The organism is Vibrio sp. R10-SG3-ISO3 (assembly GCF_059834225.1).
This window is the reverse complement of the sequence record NZ_JCBDHE010000035.1, coordinates 1-17,630: the sequence shown is the minus strand read 5'-3', so window position 1 is coordinate 17,630 and position 17,630 is coordinate 1. Positions and strand designations below refer to the sequence as shown.

At 43.9% G+C, this 17,630-nt stretch carries 17 protein-coding genes and 2 pseudogenes; 6 read left to right on the top strand and 13 right to left on the bottom strand.

From position 1 onward, the window contains the following. Positions 1 to 1,060, bottom strand: a 1,060-nt coding sequence (locus AC6R1A_RS08840) for an Lcl C-terminal domain-containing protein (protein ID WP_500646173.1), incomplete at its 3' end; no start/stop codon positions are given. A 189-nt stretch (positions 1,061 to 1,249) separates the two neighbouring features. On the opposite strand from AC6R1A_RS08840, the gene AC6R1A_RS08835 reads away from it, so the two are divergent. Next, on the top strand, positions 1,250 to 2,413 hold the full coding sequence (locus AC6R1A_RS08835) for a helix-turn-helix transcriptional regulator (protein ID WP_500632349.1): 1,164 nt from the start codon (positions 1,250 to 1,252) through the stop codon (positions 2,411 to 2,413). A gap of 14 nt (positions 2,414 to 2,427) precedes the next feature. On the opposite strand, the gene AC6R1A_RS08830 is transcribed toward AC6R1A_RS08835, so the two are convergent. Together AC6R1A_RS08830 and AC6R1A_RS08825 are read right to left on the bottom strand one after the other, a co-directional pair. Beyond that, positions 2,428 to 2,772, bottom strand: coding sequence for a YajD family HNH nuclease (locus AC6R1A_RS08830; RefSeq protein ID WP_500625513.1), 345 nt, complete (start codon positions 2,770 to 2,772; stop codon positions 2,428 to 2,430). Between the two features lie 168 nt (positions 2,773 to 2,940). Next, positions 2,941 to 3,825 (bottom strand): LysR family transcriptional regulator, encoded by an 885-nt coding sequence (locus AC6R1A_RS08825; RefSeq protein WP_500625512.1) that lies wholly within the window; start codon positions 3,823 to 3,825, stop codon positions 2,941 to 2,943. A gap of 118 nt (positions 3,826 to 3,943) precedes the next feature. Between AC6R1A_RS08825 and AC6R1A_RS08820 the strand changes: the two genes are divergently transcribed. Beyond that, a complete protein-coding gene (locus AC6R1A_RS08820; RefSeq protein ID WP_500629640.1) occupies positions 3,944 to 4,615 on the top strand; it encodes a type 1 glutamine amidotransferase domain-containing protein in 672 nt (223 codons plus the stop codon). Between the two features lie 229 nt (positions 4,616 to 4,844). Here the strand turns inward: AC6R1A_RS08820 and AC6R1A_RS08815 are convergent, their stop codons facing one another. From AC6R1A_RS08815 to AC6R1A_RS08805, 3 genes are all read right to left on the bottom strand, one after another. Further along, positions 4,845 to 5,774, bottom strand: a complete 930-nt coding sequence (locus AC6R1A_RS08815; RefSeq protein WP_500629639.1) for an SDR family NAD(P)-dependent oxidoreductase — start codon at positions 5,772 to 5,774, stop codon at positions 4,845 to 4,847. 76 nt (positions 5,775 to 5,850) lie between these two features. Then, positions 5,851 to 6,516, bottom strand: coding sequence for a fibrobacter succinogenes major paralogous domain-containing protein (locus AC6R1A_RS08810; protein WP_500632348.1), 666 nt, complete (start codon positions 6,514 to 6,516; stop codon positions 5,851 to 5,853). A gap of 164 nt (positions 6,517 to 6,680) precedes the next feature. After that, the gene (locus AC6R1A_RS08805) at positions 6,681 to 7,571 is read right to left on the bottom strand and encodes an AraC family transcriptional regulator (protein WP_500632347.1); all 891 of its coding nucleotides are present in this window, start codon (positions 7,569 to 7,571) and stop codon (positions 6,681 to 6,683) included. Between the two features lie 198 nt (positions 7,572 to 7,769). Here AC6R1A_RS08805 and AC6R1A_RS08800 point away from each other — a divergent pair, with 198 nt between their 5' ends. Beyond that, the gene (locus AC6R1A_RS08800; RefSeq protein ID WP_500632346.1) at positions 7,770 to 8,639 is read left to right on the top strand and encodes a patatin-like phospholipase family protein; all 870 of its coding nucleotides are present in this window, start codon (positions 7,770 to 7,772) and stop codon (positions 8,637 to 8,639) included. 145 nt (positions 8,640 to 8,784) lie between these two features. Here AC6R1A_RS08800 and AC6R1A_RS08795 read toward each other — a convergent pair whose 3' ends face one another. The 4 genes from AC6R1A_RS08795 to AC6R1A_RS08780 form a co-directional block, all read right to left on the bottom strand. Next, positions 8,785 to 9,441 carry a nitroreductase family protein gene (locus AC6R1A_RS08795; RefSeq protein WP_500632345.1) on the bottom strand — a complete coding sequence of 219 codons (657 nt, stop codon included), beginning with the start codon at positions 9,439 to 9,441 and terminating at the stop codon, positions 8,785 to 8,787. A 68-nt stretch (positions 9,442 to 9,509) separates the two neighbouring features. Continuing rightward, positions 9,510 to 10,535, bottom strand: coding sequence for a zinc-binding alcohol dehydrogenase family protein (locus tag AC6R1A_RS08790; RefSeq protein ID WP_500629635.1), 1,026 nt, complete (start codon positions 10,533 to 10,535; stop codon positions 9,510 to 9,512). A gap of 238 nt (positions 10,536 to 10,773) precedes the next feature. Next, positions 10,774 to 11,856, bottom strand: a complete 1,083-nt coding sequence (locus AC6R1A_RS08785) for an L-dopachrome tautomerase-related protein (RefSeq protein WP_500629634.1) — start codon at positions 11,854 to 11,856, stop codon at positions 10,774 to 10,776. Between the two features lie 70 nt (positions 11,857 to 11,926). Continuing rightward, positions 11,927 to 12,217 carry a putative quinol monooxygenase gene (locus AC6R1A_RS08780; protein WP_500629633.1) on the bottom strand — a complete coding sequence of 97 codons (291 nt, stop codon included), beginning with the start codon at positions 12,215 to 12,217 and terminating at the stop codon, positions 11,927 to 11,929. 353 nt (positions 12,218 to 12,570) lie between these two features. Here AC6R1A_RS08780 and AC6R1A_RS08775 point away from each other — a divergent pair, with 353 nt between their 5' ends. Continuing rightward, complete coding sequence (locus AC6R1A_RS08775; protein ID WP_500629632.1) at positions 12,571 to 13,488, top strand: LysR family transcriptional regulator; 918 nt, start codon at positions 12,571 to 12,573, stop codon at positions 13,486 to 13,488. Positions 13,489 to 13,572: 84 nt separating this feature from the next. Here the strand turns inward: AC6R1A_RS08775 and AC6R1A_RS08770 are convergent, their stop codons facing one another. Next, positions 13,573 to 13,815, bottom strand: a complete 243-nt coding sequence (locus AC6R1A_RS08770; protein WP_500629631.1) for a hypothetical protein — start codon at positions 13,813 to 13,815, stop codon at positions 13,573 to 13,575. A 39-nt stretch (positions 13,816 to 13,854) separates the two neighbouring features. Continuing rightward, positions 13,855 to 13,977, bottom strand: a pseudogene (locus AC6R1A_RS08765) (putative quorum-sensing-regulated virulence factor); the annotation flags it as partial. A gap of 595 nt (positions 13,978 to 14,572) precedes the next feature. On the opposite strand from AC6R1A_RS08765, the gene AC6R1A_RS08760 reads away from it, so the two are divergent. Beyond that, a complete protein-coding gene (locus tag AC6R1A_RS08760; protein WP_500630855.1) occupies positions 14,573 to 15,286 on the top strand; it encodes a hypothetical protein in 714 nt (237 codons plus the stop codon). 73 nt (positions 15,287 to 15,359) lie between these two features. Here the strand turns inward: AC6R1A_RS08760 and AC6R1A_RS08755 are convergent. Further along, a pseudogene (locus AC6R1A_RS08755) lies at positions 15,360 to 15,456 on the bottom strand (putative quorum-sensing-regulated virulence factor); the annotation flags it as partial. Between the two features lie 412 nt (positions 15,457 to 15,868). On the opposite strand from AC6R1A_RS08755, the gene AC6R1A_RS08750 reads away from it, so the two are divergent. Continuing rightward, entirely contained in the window at positions 15,869 to 17,578 is a 1,710-nt protein-coding gene (locus AC6R1A_RS08750; RefSeq protein ID WP_500625505.1) for a hypothetical protein, read from the top strand. Positions 17,579 to 17,630 lie beyond the last annotated feature (52 nt).

The following is a 17,630-nucleotide window of genomic DNA, read 5'->3' as shown; positions in this document are numbered from 1 at the left end:
AATTTTTCTTACTCCATGCCTGCGCAAAAGAAACGTAGACCGCCGTGTGTTTAAAGTCACCTTGAGTGGTATTCGTCCAAAAATAGTACGAATCATTGCTTGACTCAAACTGAGTTGGTGTCACATCAAAATAAGTCGTGTTGATCGCGGGTAGATCTTTCTTTTCGTAGTCAACCAGAGATTGAAGCTCTTTTGCGTTAGGTAAACGCCAATCACTATACCCTGCCAAAGTGGCGTTTTCGGCGTACTCCAGTGCGTCAACCCAGTTCATCCTTTCGCCACTGTCACTTTTCGCCCACATCAAGCCAGTCGAGCGATCTGTAACGGTACCATCTTGATTATCAACGTAATCCATTTCATAGAGAGTCGTTGTGCCACGAACTGCGCGTACGTAGTTACCTGGTACAAACATATTATCGGAGTCCTGAATTTCTGACCCATCAAAAAACAACCCTGTTTCATAGGATTTGATATGTCCATCGGCAAAATTGAAGCCGAAGCCACCCTGCAGCCCTCCATGAGTGGTGAAATTTTGTACTGCCCCTTTGTTATACACGGTGCTAGACCAAAATGCACCGGCAAAAGGCAAACGCTTATCGTATTCAAAATCGAAGTATTCGGTATCGATATAAGGTTGGCTAACTGCACCGCTCTCGGGCTTCATTAATTCACCATCGAAGTTGGCGAGAGAATAAAGTTCTTTTATGGTAGGAAGGCGCCAATCATCATAGCCGCCGAGGGTCATTGATTCCACGACCGCTGCTGAGTCAGCTAGGTTTCTTCTCGTTGTGTCGTGATCTTGTTGCCACATTAACCCGGTATTCAAATCGGTCACTGTACCATCACCATTGTCTTGATATCGCAAGGGCACGCCTTCATAAGACGCATCTTGGCCTAAATACAAACTGTCACTCGAAGCAGCCAATGGTTTTCCGTTAGTATCAAAATGACCCGTTTGCCCTGTATCTGGTAACTTGGGGAAATCGTCTTGGGCGAGAAGCGGGAATGCTGTCGCAGTCATCAATCCTAAAAGCACTGCTTTACTAAGAACCTTTAACATCTAAATCACCTAATTAGTATTGAGTTGATAAGCCACAGTATTCCCTCAAGCCCAAACTCGATCGTCCTAAAACATAAGTTTGGACGCTATTTTTAGAACTTTTTATATTTTTCCAATATGATATGCGCGAAGAAATAACGGACAGCTTGCCGAAACAAAAACCTTTGTTGTCAACGAGGAAAAGTGAGAGTGGTAGAATTCAATATGACATGGAACCTCGGGGTCATTGCACTGACTCTCTCGGCATTTACCGTCCTCAAGATGCTGAGGCAACCTCAATTCCATCGTGGATATGTGATTATTACGATCTGGTTATTTGTCTTACTCGCTCCATTTACTAGCCACATGCTGGATTTGATAAACGATCACGGTCCACACTTAATGGCTCCGTGGCTTAATCCAGCATTAAACTTATTGCATGGCCCAATCATGCTCATCTATACACAACAGCTAATCAGCAAAGAGTATTGGCCATCGTACAAGTACGTATTTCACATGATCCCTTTCCTGCTCTTCTACGCACTATTCACGCTCTATCAGCCAGACGCCGTTGTTCTACCTGGGTCAAGTTCCAGCTTGTTGGATAAACTGAACTTCATCACTGCTAAACCGGATGTCGTCGAGGGAATGTTGGCGTTTTTTGGTCAATGCAATCTGATCATCTTTATGATCTATTCGGCTTGGACCATTCGCATACTTCGCAAACATAATAGAAATTTATCCACTTATTTCTCCCAGCAAGGGTCGACGATCAGTTTGATTTGGATTTACGTCATTCCCTCACTGTTTGCTTTTTTGGTCTTGCTCAATATCATCAATGAGTCAGGTGATACCTCGTTGCTTGATCCGATGGACGCTCATCTGCTCTCATATCTAACCTTTATTATCGTGTTGTGCGTCTTTGGAGTAGAACAACCTCCGTTACACCAAACTTTGGGTTGGGAGCAACAAGATGAAAGGCAAACCTCATCTCGTAGTGATAATGTCAACGCCCCAACATACGCCCCAGAAGATCTGCAAAAGCTCAATGTACTAATGGCAACGGAAAAGCTCTACTTAAATCCGGACCTGACGATATATCAGCTTTCTCACTCACTTGGGATGCCGAGGCGAGAAGTATCGTCACTTTTAAACAATGGATTGAATAAGAATTTTTTTCAATTCATCAATGAATGGAGGGTGGATGAAGTAAAGCGTCAGCTACAAGATCCGCATACTCGCCGATTCACCTTATTGGATATCGCGCTTAACTGCGGTTTCAAATCAAAATCATCGTTCAACAGCATTTTCAAACAATGCACAGGTATGACACCCTCCGCATATAGAAAGAAAAACGATGATTTTGCCTTGTGATGGCGAGCGCCTTGTCATTTTTTCATCATCTTCGCCAGATCGGCAAAAGGATTGTAGGTCGCGCTTTGGTGATCATCTTCACCAGGCTGGATTTCGCTGCCATAGCGATCGTGCTCTAGGTATTTACTGTGCTCATGATCGTGGCAGTAGAGACAAAGCAGCTCCCAATTGCTGCCATCTTCCGGGTTGTTAGTGTGGTCGTGATCTTTGTGGTGCACGGTGAGTTCACGAAGATTGGAGTAAACAAACTCTCGGGCACAACGGCCGCATACCCAAGGATAAAGTTTCAGCGCTTTTTCACGATAGCCCGCTTCTTTGCGCGCATAACCGGCGCTGGTTCCGTAGTAATCTGATGACATGCGTGTGTCTCTGTGGAAAATAAACGTGTTGATGGTATCACGCGAACACTGATGAGACCGTGATTTAAGCTTGATCGTGCTTCTCAAACCCACCAATTATCCACTTTGAATTTAAATGTAGAGATTATCTAATCGATGATTGGATTGCTCACATTTGTAGCGAGTTTCTCACTCTTGCCATTTTGAAAAGCGCTCTAGAAGATAATCGATCGCTAACCTTGCTCTCAATGGCAGGAAGTGACGATTCTGATAAACAATCCAGCTACTATTACCACTTCCCCAATAAGGCTCCAGAATAGGGACTAATCGACCTGATGAAAGGGCATCGTTAAAACTGCTTTTGGGTAGATACGCGATGCCTAATCCTTCGCTGCAAGCCTGTAAAACAGTGTGGACATTGTTGCTTTTCCATCTCCCCTGAACTTTGACGCCATCTAAGGGCTTTCCATCCTTTTCAAACAACCAGACATCCTTATTGGCAATGATGCAACTATGCTGCTTTAGCTGCTCTGGATGAATAGGCAGACCATGTTCATCAATATAGTGCTGGCTGGCTGCTGCTGCCATGGGTCGATCAACGAGTTTTCTCGCGACCAACCCCGAATCACTCAACCGTCCATAACGGATGGCAAAGTCAAAACCATCTTCAATAAAATTGACCATACGGGTGTTGAAGTTAATTTCTACGGTGAGATTCGGATGCAGTTTCGCGAATTCCATTAGAGCAGGAGCGACATAGTTTTCAGAAAATGCGCCAGCGGCACTAACACGCAACGTACCACTTAACTGAGTTTGCTGTGTCGTAAGCTGTTCGTTCGCTTGTTGGAGCCCAATCACTAGCTCTTTGCATTGCTGGTAATACGCTCGACCGGCCTCAGTTAAGCTCACCATCCGTGTTGAACGAGCTAACAACGCCACACCCAGTCGTTCCTCTAATTTCGTCACTTGGCGGCTAACGTGACTCGTACTGCAACCTAATTGTTTTGCTGCAGAAGAAAACCCTAAGCTCTCCGCGACCGTAACAAATTCGTTGATACCCTCAAAGCTATCCATAATTACCTTTGCTATTTAGCAATAATGTTTTGTCAAACCAGTGTATTATCACTCATTTGAATAGCAAATAGTATGAGGGTGTTGAACAAAGAGACGCAAAACATTTGAGGAAAGCAGCATGAAAAAAGTACTAATTATTGTGACAAACCACGCGACACTCGGTGATACCGACCAAGCGAACGGAACTTACGCGCCAGAGCTTACTCATGCGCTTGACCAACTGCTTGAAGCTGGCTTTGGGTACGATATTGCTTCAATAAAAGGTGGTCAGGCACCACTGTACGGTACCGATATAGAAGGTGATGTGGTCAACACGAAAATCTTAGCGAATGATGATTTCCAAAATCGCATCAATAACACGATCCCTGTTTCACAAGTGAACGGAGAACACTACGATGCGATCTTCTACCCCGGAGGCTTTGGCCTTCTTTCAGATCTAGCAAGCAATGAAGAATTCGCAAACATCTCCGCAACACACTATGAAAACGGCGGCATTATTGCGGCAGTATGTCATGGTCCTGGTGCTCTTCTGCCAATCACACTCAGCAACGGCGAGAAGCTCATCGCCTCTAAATCCGTGACAGGGTTTACTCGCGAAGAAGAAGTTGACTTCGGTACAATCAACGACATTCCTTTTCTTCTTGAAGAGTCTCTCGCACGCAGTGCAGCACGCTACTCTAAAGTCCAGCCATGGCAAGAGTTTGTGATTGTCGATGACCGCCTTATCACAGGGCAAAATCCAACTAGCGCGCACGCTGTTGGCAAAGCCATTGTGGATTTATTGGCCTAATTAACCAATCAAACCATCAACAGCTCAATTGAATCGAGCCGCTTCGGGGGCGTTTAGTTTTAATTAGCCACCCGAAGCGTGTAGTGTTCGACGGTAATATGAGTGACTTAGCAGTTGCTCTGTTTTTCTAGGGCTTGGGACTCAATAACCCGTCAGTTGAAGCTATTGATTTTTTAATCCAATAGCTCAAATTTGTTTGAGTTCTCTGAATAATTTCACACTAAAACTTCTACTTTATAAACTCATGAATAACGGTATTTGCATTATCTTGGACTGACTCTTGACCAATAATTTCCGGCCAATGTATTGCTTGGTTGGCTAATTTTCCCGTTAACCCTTTTTCACTGCCCCACCAAATACCAGTCTCAAAATCCTCTGTATTTAGCATCACGTCCACATAACGCTTGGCACCCACTTCAACAGAATGTGCTTTACCAAAGAACTGCAAAACTCTCATTGTGGCATTGGTTGCCCATTTTTGATACCAAGGGAAAGCATCTGCCCCCGATGTACCCGCTGCCATTCCTGGATCAACAGTGACGAACCTAAAGTTCGGATGTTTGCGTGCCATGCTCATGGTCCATAGGGCACCCATAAGTTTTACCGAACCATAGTGGTCAGTATACGCCTTGTTTTGGGCAAATTTTTCTCCACTTACAACCGATACCCACTCTTCTATCGATCCTTCTGTAATCGGCGGTTTCGCGGCGCCAATCTCAGGCGCTCCTCTTGCTGCAAAGCTGGCGACATACACGACCGATCCCCTAGTGTTTAACTTCCCGTTATTCATTAAACGTTCCGCTAAATGGATATTCCCTAATACATTAACTGCGAAGGTAAAAATAACACCATCTTTTGTAAGTTTTGTAGGCTCAGAACCGCCTGCACCACCAGCATTTAATACAATGCCATCGACTTGGGTATCAAGATTTTCAGCTGCTTTTCGACAGGACTCTAAATCACTTACATCTACAATCAATGTTTCGAAAATGTTCTTGCCTGTGAGTTTTTCCAACTGCTGAAGCGCTTGTTCCGCTCGCTCTTCACTTCGGCATGCCAAAATAATTTTTGAAATACCTTTTCTTTGAGCAAACTGTTTAGCAGCCTCAAACCCAAGTCCAGAGTTTGCGCCGGTAATTAAAATTGAAGAATATGTCATATCGAGTACCGAGTAGAAATAGAAGAACTACAATGAAAGAGCTATTGATATAGTGAAGAAAACTTCTGGATCTAATTTAAATTTTTACGCAGCGAACACTGAACATATAATCTTTTGAGCTGGTCGCACGACGAATTTCGCCTTTGTGCGCATTCCACCAAGAGTAAGCCAATGTGCGAATGATACCTTTAGCGTCAGATGCGCTATCGGCAGTCCAAAACTCGGTATAAGCTCCCTCTGTGATGTAAAAGCCATTCCATTTAACACCAGCAGGTCTGGCAAAGAAGTTATGTTTGTTGACTAAAGACTGATCCACCTTTTTAAATGGCCCGTCAGCTTGTGCCTCTTTTAGCTGTAAGCCAAGCTGTTGGTCACCGCCTCGCCAACCTTCTTGGTGAACTTCGTCTTCAGGCATGCCAATGCTTCGCTCAAGCTTTTTCCAGTCCTCATCTGTCGCAACTCTCCAACCCTCAGGACATAAGTCTCTCTCATCAGCGACATCATGCCAGTTGTATAGTCGACCATATTTCAACAAGTTAGCTTCATCATCTTTTGGAATGACGCCAGAGCTAACAGCCGAACCATCTTGGAACTTGGTACTTCTCAGCCCTTCAGCTAACCAGACCTGATCACCGATGGTCACCGTTCGATAGACATTACCTTCCATGTCATGAACCGTATTTTCCAGTTGGTAAAGATCCTCATTGATGTCCTTAGCAAAGGTTGTAGTAGCAAGTGCCATACTGACTCCTATAGATAGAATAATTTTTTTCACGGCAAGTCACCTTTCACTGACGCAGTGGAATTACTATATCTATCACCCTGAACGGAAAATAGGCGAATTGCTCTTTAAAAAATGCCTATTTGTATCAAATAGGCATTTTAAACTATCTAATAATTCGCTAACTACGCAATATTCTCAATCATGCCCTTAGCTTGACTCCATTGCTTAGGCGATTGGCCATACATACGTTTAAACTCACGGCTGAATTGAGAAGAGCTCACATACCCTACCGCCATTGCAGCCTCGTTAACGCCCATCCCTCCTGCTATCTTGATAGCGGCTTTGTTTAAGCGCATAGACTTCATAAATTGGATAGGGGACATACGAGTTGCTTGTTTGAATTTACGATGGAAAACTGCACGACTCATGCAAACGATAGAAGCGAGTTCATCAATAGTGACGTTCTTACTCAGGTTCAGTGACAGGTACTCGATCGACTTCGCGATTTCGTTTCCAATTCCAAACGCTCTTCTTGCAGAAATACCAGCATCGCCTTTCAGCACTGCGTAGTAGAATTCCCGCAGACGGCTTTCACCCAAGATAGTGGTATCGATACTACTGTCGCCCAGTTGAAGTAACCTAAGTAGCGCATCAGAAAAGGTATCATCCCAATTAGCCAGCGACATACCAGGTGGTTGCGAGCCACTTTTTGGTCGTTTTATCGCGCTGACGGCACTCTCCATTTCAATCACCAGTTCAGTCATAACCTTGGTATCTAGAGAAATATAAACGCCTAGCAAAGGCTCTTCTGTAGAGGCTTCAGGTGTCCCCGCTTCGACGGGTAGAGAGACTGTACAGCACATATATTGACTGTTGTCATATACGTAATGATCGCCGTCGAGAATCGCTTCTTTCTTACCACTCAAAATGACAATCACCGTCGGTTCATATACCGCAGGTGCACAGGGTATCGAGTGCGTCACTCGAAACAAACTAACACCTTTGATGCCCGTTTCGACCATGCCATCTTCAACAATCCGGCTCTCTACTATTTGTTTAATTCTCTGTTTCATTTTGTGCCTCAACCGCCGTGGTGATACAAATAGGCATTTTTTAAAGAGCATTTGACCTATTTGAGCAAACCATTTGAGAGATATAGTTCACTATTATTGACGATACTCGCTCCGATAGCAGCTTGCAAATAGAAGTAACTAGCTCAACAAGATGACATAGGTTCAGACGATGATGATTCCACAATTTAGGAAAATTTGATGTTCAAGAGGCTAATGTTTTCAGTCATAGCAGCCAGCTTAGTGGCTTGCTCTTCTCCTAATGTTTACGAAGACCTTAACGCAGTAACGACCCCAGTACCTGATAAACATGAACTCGGTATTGCTTTTGGCGGTGGTGGTGTTCGAGGGTTTATGCATCTTGGGGTTATTAAAGCGCTCGAAGAAGAGGGGGTAAAAGCAGAAGTGGTGAGCGGCACTTCCGCAGGTTCAATCGCAGCGGTCCTCTATGCATCGGGCATGACCGTTGAGAAAATGGAAGCGGCAATTGAAGAGATTGGCATATTAGATCTGGCCGATTTTGTGGTGTCTTCAAGAGGGTTAGTTAATGGGAAAAGACTCTCTGAATGGATAAATAGCCAAGTTGACTATGATGACTTAACTGATATGCCAATACCTGTCGCCGTTACCGCTACCAATCTCACAACGCAAGAAGTCGTGATGATTCGTTCCGGAAATCCCGGTAACGCGGTGCAAACCTCATCAACAATCCCTGGGGCATTTGTACCGGTTGAGCACCAAGGAGATATTCTGGTTGATGGTGGTGTTCTTAGCGTGATTCCTGTCGATGCGGCAAGAGAGTTAGGCGCACAAAAGATCATTGCAGTCGATATATTTTGCCACAATCAACCGACTCCTGACGCACAAGCAAGCAAGGTCACCCTTGCTACTTTTCGCATGCAGAGCTGTCGGTTATCTCAGCAAGAGCTAAATAGTGCAGACATCATCATTGCCCCAAAGTTTGAGCCAAGCAACAGCGGTGCATTTGATGAAAAAGAACAGGCTATTGAAGCCGGGTACCTCGCCACAAAAGAGGTGATGCCAAAGATAAAAGCGCTGCTAGTGGAATAACTTCTGAATTGTGATGGGACAGAAGGATGTGGATAATTTTGTAATTCAACGATCCATTAATCAATCTGCCCAAAACAATGGTATAGCAAGGAGACGCAGCGGGAAAGCATGAGAGGTGATGAAACCTCACTCATGCTTTTGTGGCCTATAGCACCGTTAACACTGAATCAAGAGCCAGCCTCGATTTAGGTAAACTTGCATTATAGTCTTCTTCTTGATGGTGGTAACCCATGGCCAGTGCGACATCACATTGATACCCACCCAGTTCTCGGCAAAACTCTTCGCTGATTAATGCAGAGTCTACGCCTTCCATTGTAGTAGAGTCGATTCCTAATCGAGCCAACACATGTAATGTATTACCCAGTGCCAAATAGGTTTGTGCTTTGGTCCAAGCAGAGGTATCGCCGGAATCATGGGTATTTAGCTCGGCAAATGCGAAACTACCAAACGCTTGCTCTCGATTCTCCGGCAAGACTCGCCCATCAGCAATCCCTTTATCAACAACCTTCGCGTAATCTTCACGGGTATAGCTAGGGTTATGCGCAAACAGAATAATATGAGAGGCTGCCTTAATATGGGGCTGATTGAAGTGATGCTTATTTCTAAACGTGCGATGCATGCGCTCTTTTGCCTCATCACTTTCAATAACAATAAATTTCCAAGGTTGCGAGTTTATTGATGACGCAGACAAACGAATCGCTTCATAAATAATATTCAGTTGTTCTTGGGGAATGCGTTTATGTTTGTCGTAACGTTTTGCTGTGTACCGTTGCTCTAAATCCTTGATAATTTGACTTTTCATAATGATTTTTCCGCTTAATCAGTCTTGTCAACAATCAGTCATACACACTCAGTGTATCTAGCGCTGATTTAATATTTAATTGCAGTTTTGCCAATTGAAGCACCACTTTCTATGCGTTGATGTGCCTCTTTGAACGTCTCGACACTGAAGCCCTTCAATGTTGTGGTAAGTGTCGACTTAATACGCCCTGCATCGATCAAGTTCGCAACTTGGAAGAGAATCTCTTGCTGCTTCTGAAGATCGTCAGTGTTAAACAATGAGCGGGTAAACATTAACTCCCAGACAAAGCCTGCTGATTTACCTTGTAGTGCAGAGAGATCGACACCACCATCGAACTCTACAATTGAACTGATCATGCCTTGTGGAGCAATTAGCTCGACCATCGCATCCCAATGACCTTTGGTATCAGCCACATTGAAGATGTAGTCAACATGTTCGATGCCCTTTTCACGTACAGATTCTACTAGATTACGGTGATTGACAACGTGGTCAGCGCCCATGCCCTTTACCCATTGTTCTGTCTCAAGCCTTGAAGCCGTAGCAATCACAGTCAGATTAGTGAGCTGTTTCGCCAATTGAATAGTTATTGAGCCAACGCCCCCCGCACCACCAATAATCAAGATCGATTTCTTTTCTTCTGGACGAATACGCAGACGATCAAACAAAGCTTCCCAGCCGGTCAATGTCGCCAATGGCATCACTGCCGCAGACTCATCAGAAAGACTATGTGGTGCGTGAGCGGTAATTCGGTAGTCGACTACTTGGTATTCAGCATTAGCGCCCATACGAGTTACATCACCTGCATAATACACACGATCACCTATGTTGAAGCCTGAAACATTGCCACCCTTAGCAATCACTTCACCAACTGCGTCGTAACCGAGTACTTTGGGTTGCGCTAGAGTTTTGTCTTTTGCATTACGGATACGAATTTTCGCATCTGCAGGGTTAATGGAAGTAGCACTCACTTTGACGAGAAGATCGTCCTCTCTTAGTTCAGGAATACTTGTATCAAACTCAACCAAGCTTTCCTTCTCGGTAATTGCTAATGATCGGGTAAAGCCAATGGCTTTCATTGTATTTGGGACTGACATTGTTCATTCTCCTTTAATTGGACAGCTTAATGATAGCGTTCTGATATTCGCGATAAAGCGCCCAATCTTTTAGTCACATTCAATTAATTTTTGAAAATCAAAGGGCTCTACTGCTTAGTACAAAAAGGTCATTGCATAACCAAATAAATTTTAATGGACGAGAGTGGCAACCAAAACAAAAAGCGTATGTTATGGCGAAGAGCATACGCTTAATAGTGGAGGGAGTAGTGACAACTCACTAGTATAGTTTGATGCGTAAAACGTGGAACGGTTTGCTTGCCCCTTCCTCTCCTTCATTCAGAGCAGGATTTAGGTGCAGGGAGTTTTGCGTAATGTAGAGGTAGCCCCCGTGAATGGAGAAGCCATCCGCCCATGAGAGCAATTCATCGTCTTGTGCAAATGTCTTGAAATTCTCACTGGTTACAATACTCACGGCGTTTTTCTCAACATCGCCCACATAAATATCTCCATTTTCCGAAATGATCATACCGTCACTCGGCCGTTTTTCGTTATAGAACTCAATGGAGTGAGCTAGCTCTATGTCAGTCAGATTTTCGTTTGCAAGAGCGCCCGCTGGTAACCGGTAGATAGCGCTACCATTAACCGTGCCGAAGTAGACCCATTCGTTCGCCGCATCAATTGTGATAGGATTTAGTCCAAGGTAGAGTGCATCCGATGAACCATCTTCGCGCTTCGTCCCCATCAATGAGCCATCAATTACCACATCATACTCTGGTGATAGTAAAGCCTTATATGATTCAAGCACGCGTCTAGACTTACCAGTTTCTAGATCCACCACAATAAAAGCTGGTGCCGGCTCACCAAATAGATTTCCAAGGCTAGTATCCGCAATATACATCTGGTTGCGTTTTGTATCTAAAGCAAAGTCTTGCAGGAAAGAGTTGCCAACTGTCACATCTTTGCTTATCTCTAAACGCTTAAACAAGGTGTTTTTTTCCGTATCCCAAGCAACAATCTGCGCTGGCGCTTCAGCACTGCCCATATCGAGAATCCAAACGACACCGTCGTCTGTACTATCAATACCAATCACCGAAGACAAACCGACCTCGCCAATCTCGGGACCATTTGCCCAATCCTCACTAGGAAAAGGTTTTGTTGAACCATCTTTCATCAGCTCAACAACACGGTATTGAGGTCCATCTAGAGGTTGCATAGATAGGAATGTGCGGCCTTGTTCAGTAACCGTGATGTTTCCTGGACGTGTTCCGTTGAGCTGGGCGACAACTTCAATATCCGCGGCTTGCGCAGTGTTTAAGATAGCCGCAATCGTAATTGCTAGAAGTGGTTTGATGTTTTTCATTCGATATACCTTAATGGGATACTCTGGAGAACGGGCTACGACAAATAACCAACGTGCTCCCAATACAGAATTACGCGATTTGAGTCATTTCGTTAATGGTAAAGCTCGCTACGGCTCCTTCTGTTGCCGCCAGGTAATCGGCTAGGTGTTTGTTCCCCATGTGTGCTTGCCACAGTTCACGGGATGCCCAGTTTTCGAAAAACAAGAAATGAGCTGGATTTTCGTTGTCTTGATGTAAGTCATAATTAACGCACCCTTCCTCCGAGCGAGTAATGTCAATCAACTTGAGTAGCTCTGTTTTTACCAGCTCAACTTTATCTTCATTCGCCACAATATTTGCAACAATAGTTAATTTAGTCATGTTTGCTTCCTTTATATATCAACGCATTAAAAATCATACAAAACAAAAAGTTAAACTCCTTCCAAAGCAAAAGAGCTTGCTATACCATTTAGTATAGATACAGTAACTTTCAGGTTTATCCTTTCATTTTTTAAGCAGTATCAAAAATCATTTGATAGTAGCGTGACCACTACACTTGGCGGCGTGTTTCGGTTCGTTTGTATAGTAGAATAATCATTTACCATTAAAAACAGGTGATAAATTGAATTATTTTCAAAAATAATTTGAAAATAGATTGCTCAAAACGCTCCATTGCTATATATGGTTTAACTCATACCTCAATGTTGTCCTCTCTGGACTGGAAAGGTCTCGTTATGCTCTTGGAAGATTTACAGGTGATTTTGAAAGTGGCGGAGTTTCGTAGTATCACCGCAGCGGCAACCAATTTAGATATGCGCACCGCGACAGCTAGTGCTGCAGTAAAGCGCGTAGAAGCCTCTTTGGGTGTCGAGCTTTTTGTGCGCACTACACGCCACTTGAGACTATCGCCTGCTGGAGAGCGCTACTTACCTAAGTGTGAGGAAGCACTAAAGCAACTTGAACAGGCCAAAATGAGCCTACACGAGGAATTAGGCACTATCCATGGTGAGATTCGTATCGCCCTATCCTCTGATTTAGGCCGAAACCTTGTCACGTATTGGTTAGATGAGTTTTTGTGCCAATACCCAAATGTATCACTGCGCTCAAACATCAGTGATAGCACTATTGATTTTTATCGTGACTCTGTTGATCTGGCATTGCGCTATGGGTCACCAACTGATGCCAATATGTATGGATTTAAGATCTGCGATGTACCTAGGGTATTGTGTGCAAGCCCGAGCTATTTATCTGAGCATCAAACGCCAACGCACCCCAATGATCTGCTACAACACAATGCACTGTTTTATCAGCTACATGATGTCTTGCAAAATGAGTGGCAATTTAGCGATCAAGGTATTACTCACAAGGTAAAGCTGAAGGGTAACAGGGCCTCAAATGATGGGGACCTAGTGAGACGCTGGTGTGTTGCAGGGAAAGGGATCGCAATTAAGTCTTGTCTCGATATGTCCGATGACCTTCTGAATGGGCGTGTCGTCAGTATTATGCGCAATTATAAGCCCACACCAACCGAACTTTGGTTGGTCTGCCCTAGCAGACAGTCAATCACGCCAACGGTTCGTTTATTGAGAGATTTGTTTAGAGAGAAAGCCAGTTCAATTCTCGACCAATTAGTGGAAAAGAAGGCAATTTAATGGGTTTACCTTCCCAATCTACCGAGCACGAAGGGGTCAGCGCATAGTGATATCCATTCAGACAACGATAGGCACTGTCGCTAACTACTTAGACTGATTGGCCGTCTTCTTGGCTAGCTCTTGCATGGCTTCAGAAAACGTTGTGGTACGGCCTTTAGTTTGTACCTGGACGACCTTATATCCCATATTCTCTAGTGCTTGGCGCTCGGCCAATACGGCTTGGTCGTCTTGCTGACTGCCCTTAGCAGGTTGATGAATGTAACACCCCTCCAATTGACCATCTTCGACTAGTTGGTGGTGTTTCAGTGCGTTGATATCAAGTTTCATACGGTTTCTTGTCGTTAAAGTGGGAGTATCTGCGGCAAATCATAGGCGCTTTAGCGGTTTTACCACGCTATCTAACCCTTCAATTTTGAGTGCGAGGCACAGCTTCAATAACTGACCAAGCTCACCGTTCGGCCAGCCTTTTTTATCGAACCAAAGCAAATACAGTTGCCTTCTGGAAAGTGTGAAGTAACTCACCTTTGCTTTGTATTAGAGTCAAAATCTAGACTATTCAATAAACAACCAAGACCCTGAGTAACTTTTCCGTCGTTAGCTACATTTACACATAAAAATAGACCTCTACCAAACTGTCAAACATTTTTGGCGTTAATCACTTTCTTCGAGCAAGTCGAAACTAATCCTTGATCACCCATCATTACCCAAACCAATACATGCAAACCAAGTATAAACCATTTGTTATGTAATGAATTTTTACAAACCCCCGTAACAAACTCACCTCCTGAGACATGCTTTCAGGGTATTATGAAACAGAGGTTTAACCTCTACAAAAATATGGATAAATACCTAATAAATAAGGAACAAAATGTTTTAAAAACACTCAGTTATTGCAACGTCAGTTATTGCTTCAATCGCGCTTGCAGGTTGTGGGGGCAGTGATAGTGATAGTGGAGACGGTGGTGACTTCCGAAACCCTAAACCTACAACAGAGAGTATTACAAAGGTATTTACTCTCCTAGGTGAAAATGAATTTTCAGAACTCTATCAGGGAATTCTACTACCACATGATGGATTGTCAGATTTGGCAGCGAAGAACAACCAATGGTATTGCGATGCATTTGCTTGCGCTCTGGATCTAAACACCCCACCTGTCGACGGTATGATTCGTCGCCATGACATCGATCAGAACTTAATTCCAGTCTACGTAAATAATTCAACGAATGAGCCAAACTTTGAAGCTCACCAAAATATTTACGACGGGATCAAGTTAATTGAAGACGCGGTAGGCCGTCAAGTATTCAAGTTGTCCGAAATAGATAATAAGATTCCAGAAGTTAACATTGAAATTCAGACCAATGATGGAGATATGTTGTGGGGTCATGAGGTGGATTATTCAAGTATTCCAAGCGAAGGTGGCTTCATCTTTGAGTCCAACTACGAAACAGCAGGTCATACAGGGCTATGTGGCGGAGTTGGCAGGGGGCCATGGAGTTCCAGTGGTACTACAATCATTGACGCCGATAGCACAATCGCTAACCTTGGTTGGCATTGGGTACGAATCGCTAGTGAAGAAGCTACATGTACTCACTCACCAGAGCTTGTCGCACATGAGTTAGTTCATGCCCTTGGTTTCGGATACCACTTTGCTGGATTTGGCGGTGAAGATCGCCCTTCAGACCCACGGCCAGTATATGGTTCTCATGTTTTCGGACACCAAGCAAAAGAAGTTTTGAAGCAATTGTTTGCTCACGACATTGGAAGTGATGTTAATACCATGAACATTCCGAACTACTAATTAATTTGTGTTATGAAGCTGGTCATTAAGGCCAGCTTATGACTATTTTCAACCACCTTTTTGAAAGGGATCTTCAACCTCGTTTTAGAGGCTTAACAACGCTATCTAAGCCTTCAATTTTCAAGGCCAAACACAGTTTTAGTAAGATCCCCTAACTCGCCCTTCCGGAAAACCCTGCTTTCGGACCAAAAACAATACAGTCACCTTCTGGAAACTGTGAAGTGAGTCACTTTTGATTTGTATTTGAGTCAAAATCTAGACTGTTCGATAAACAACCAAGACCCTGAGTAACTTTACCGTCGTTAGCGACGTTTACACATAAATATAGACCTCTGCCAAACGATCAAACATTTTTGGCGTCAATCACTTTCTTCGATCAAGTTGAAACTAGAATCCTTGATTACCTACCATTGCCCGAGTCAATGCATGCAAACCAAATATAAATCATTGCCATTATCACGAATTGTTTTACATATTCTCCCGTGATAAATTACCCCTCTGAGATATGCTTTCAGGCTATTATGCAACAGAGGTTTAACCTCTACAGAAATATGGATAAATATCTAATAAATAAGGAACAAAATGTTTTTAAAACACTCAGCTATTGCAACGTCAGTTATTGCTGCAATCGCACTGGCAGGTTGTAAAAGTGACTCATCGACTGCACCACCACCTCCAACAGAATCACCAACAACTCAAGGCCAATTCATCGATGCCGCAGTGGAAGGCTTATATTATGTGGCTAAACCTAGTGGCAAGTCTGGTTACACCGATGCCGAAGGTAACTACAACTATGAAGAAGGGGATACAATCGCATTTTTCTTAGGTGGTGAAAATGGCCTAAGAATTGGCAGCACGTCTGCGCGCTCGATTACTTCTCCCTTTGAAGCTACGGGTAATTTCCAAAAAGCCCTCAATCTAGCACGTATTCTGCAAACCATGGACGATGCCAGCAACGGCTCTATTACGCTACCAGATACCGTCAAGTCGCCGAGCGCAAGCATGATTGCTGCTCTTAACAATGTGATGCTGCACGATCTAACCTCTGCAACCGATCTTCTATCGGAACTGAATCATAGTGACTGGATCAGTGAGGAAGACGCACTTGAGCACTTAAACGACTCCTTAAAAGGCCTTGAGCGCGGTAGCAAAGCGATCTTAACCGATTGGCAACGAGGCTCAGGCAAGTACCTTCGCACTGTTGACTCGGCACTGTTGGCGAAAAACCCAAGCGATACACATGAACACCTTTATGTGCATGCCGACAAACTGCTAGACAAAGATTTGTTTGATCAAGTCCAAGGCATGCCAATCATGACCATGCGCTTAAACGAAGCAGAACTGCTCATATTACAAGGCTCAAACGACACCAAGCTAAGTGGTGATGCAGCCAAGCTATACTTAACCTGCATTGATGGAGCTGACGACGCAAACTACAGTTATGATACTGACAATGGTAAGTCTTATTGTGATGGTGCCGAAATCACTACACCTAGCCCCAAGTTCGACATAGACAATACTTATTTTCAATACAACCTGCTCAATCCAAATACTGAGTCTAGCGAAGATGAAGATGAACCGTGGGAGGATGTGAAGGAATTTGGCGTCCTCTATGAGTGTCTTGCAGACCAAAACTGCTCAGAAGCCAAATTAACTGGATTTAGTATCACCGAATACGATGACAGCGATGAGCAAGATGGCTCAGCGATGCAAAAAGACAAACTATCAACGAGCTACGATTCAATAACTGGCATTTACACTGAAGTGAAGAAACGCACGGTAACTAGTGGTATGTATAATGGTCGTACGTCAGAGTCATTGAGCTTTGCTTACCTAGTCGATAGCCCAACTGCGGAGCGCTACGTGGACTTTAAAGGGAACTGGCATGCGGTCGCGACTCGCAATGGCTGTGACGTGGTAGCGACTTCAACCTATACTTTTGATGAACAAGGTGTCACTGTAACTGGCGCAGAGTTTGAAAGTGGCTGCGAGACCGCTCAGATTTCAGAAACAAAGTCATATGCTGAACTCGCCGAAATGGATTTCTGGTGGTTTACTACCAATGGCGCAAGTAACGAAAGTAAAGCGACACTAGCACAGCTAAACACCACTATTCGTTGGTGCGATAAAGACGAAGATGATATGTCTGCCGATTGTGCTGACGACGATGTTAAATTCAATCGCTGGGAATATTCACCTGCTGGCAAAGATTGGGATCAAGGCACACTTAATCGCCGTACACTAAGTAGTGATGGTTTAGTTAAATCAACCATTTCCATGTATAAGAAATAACATCGCAAGCTCTAAGCGTTTAAGTTCTATAATCTTAAAGCATAATCTGTAG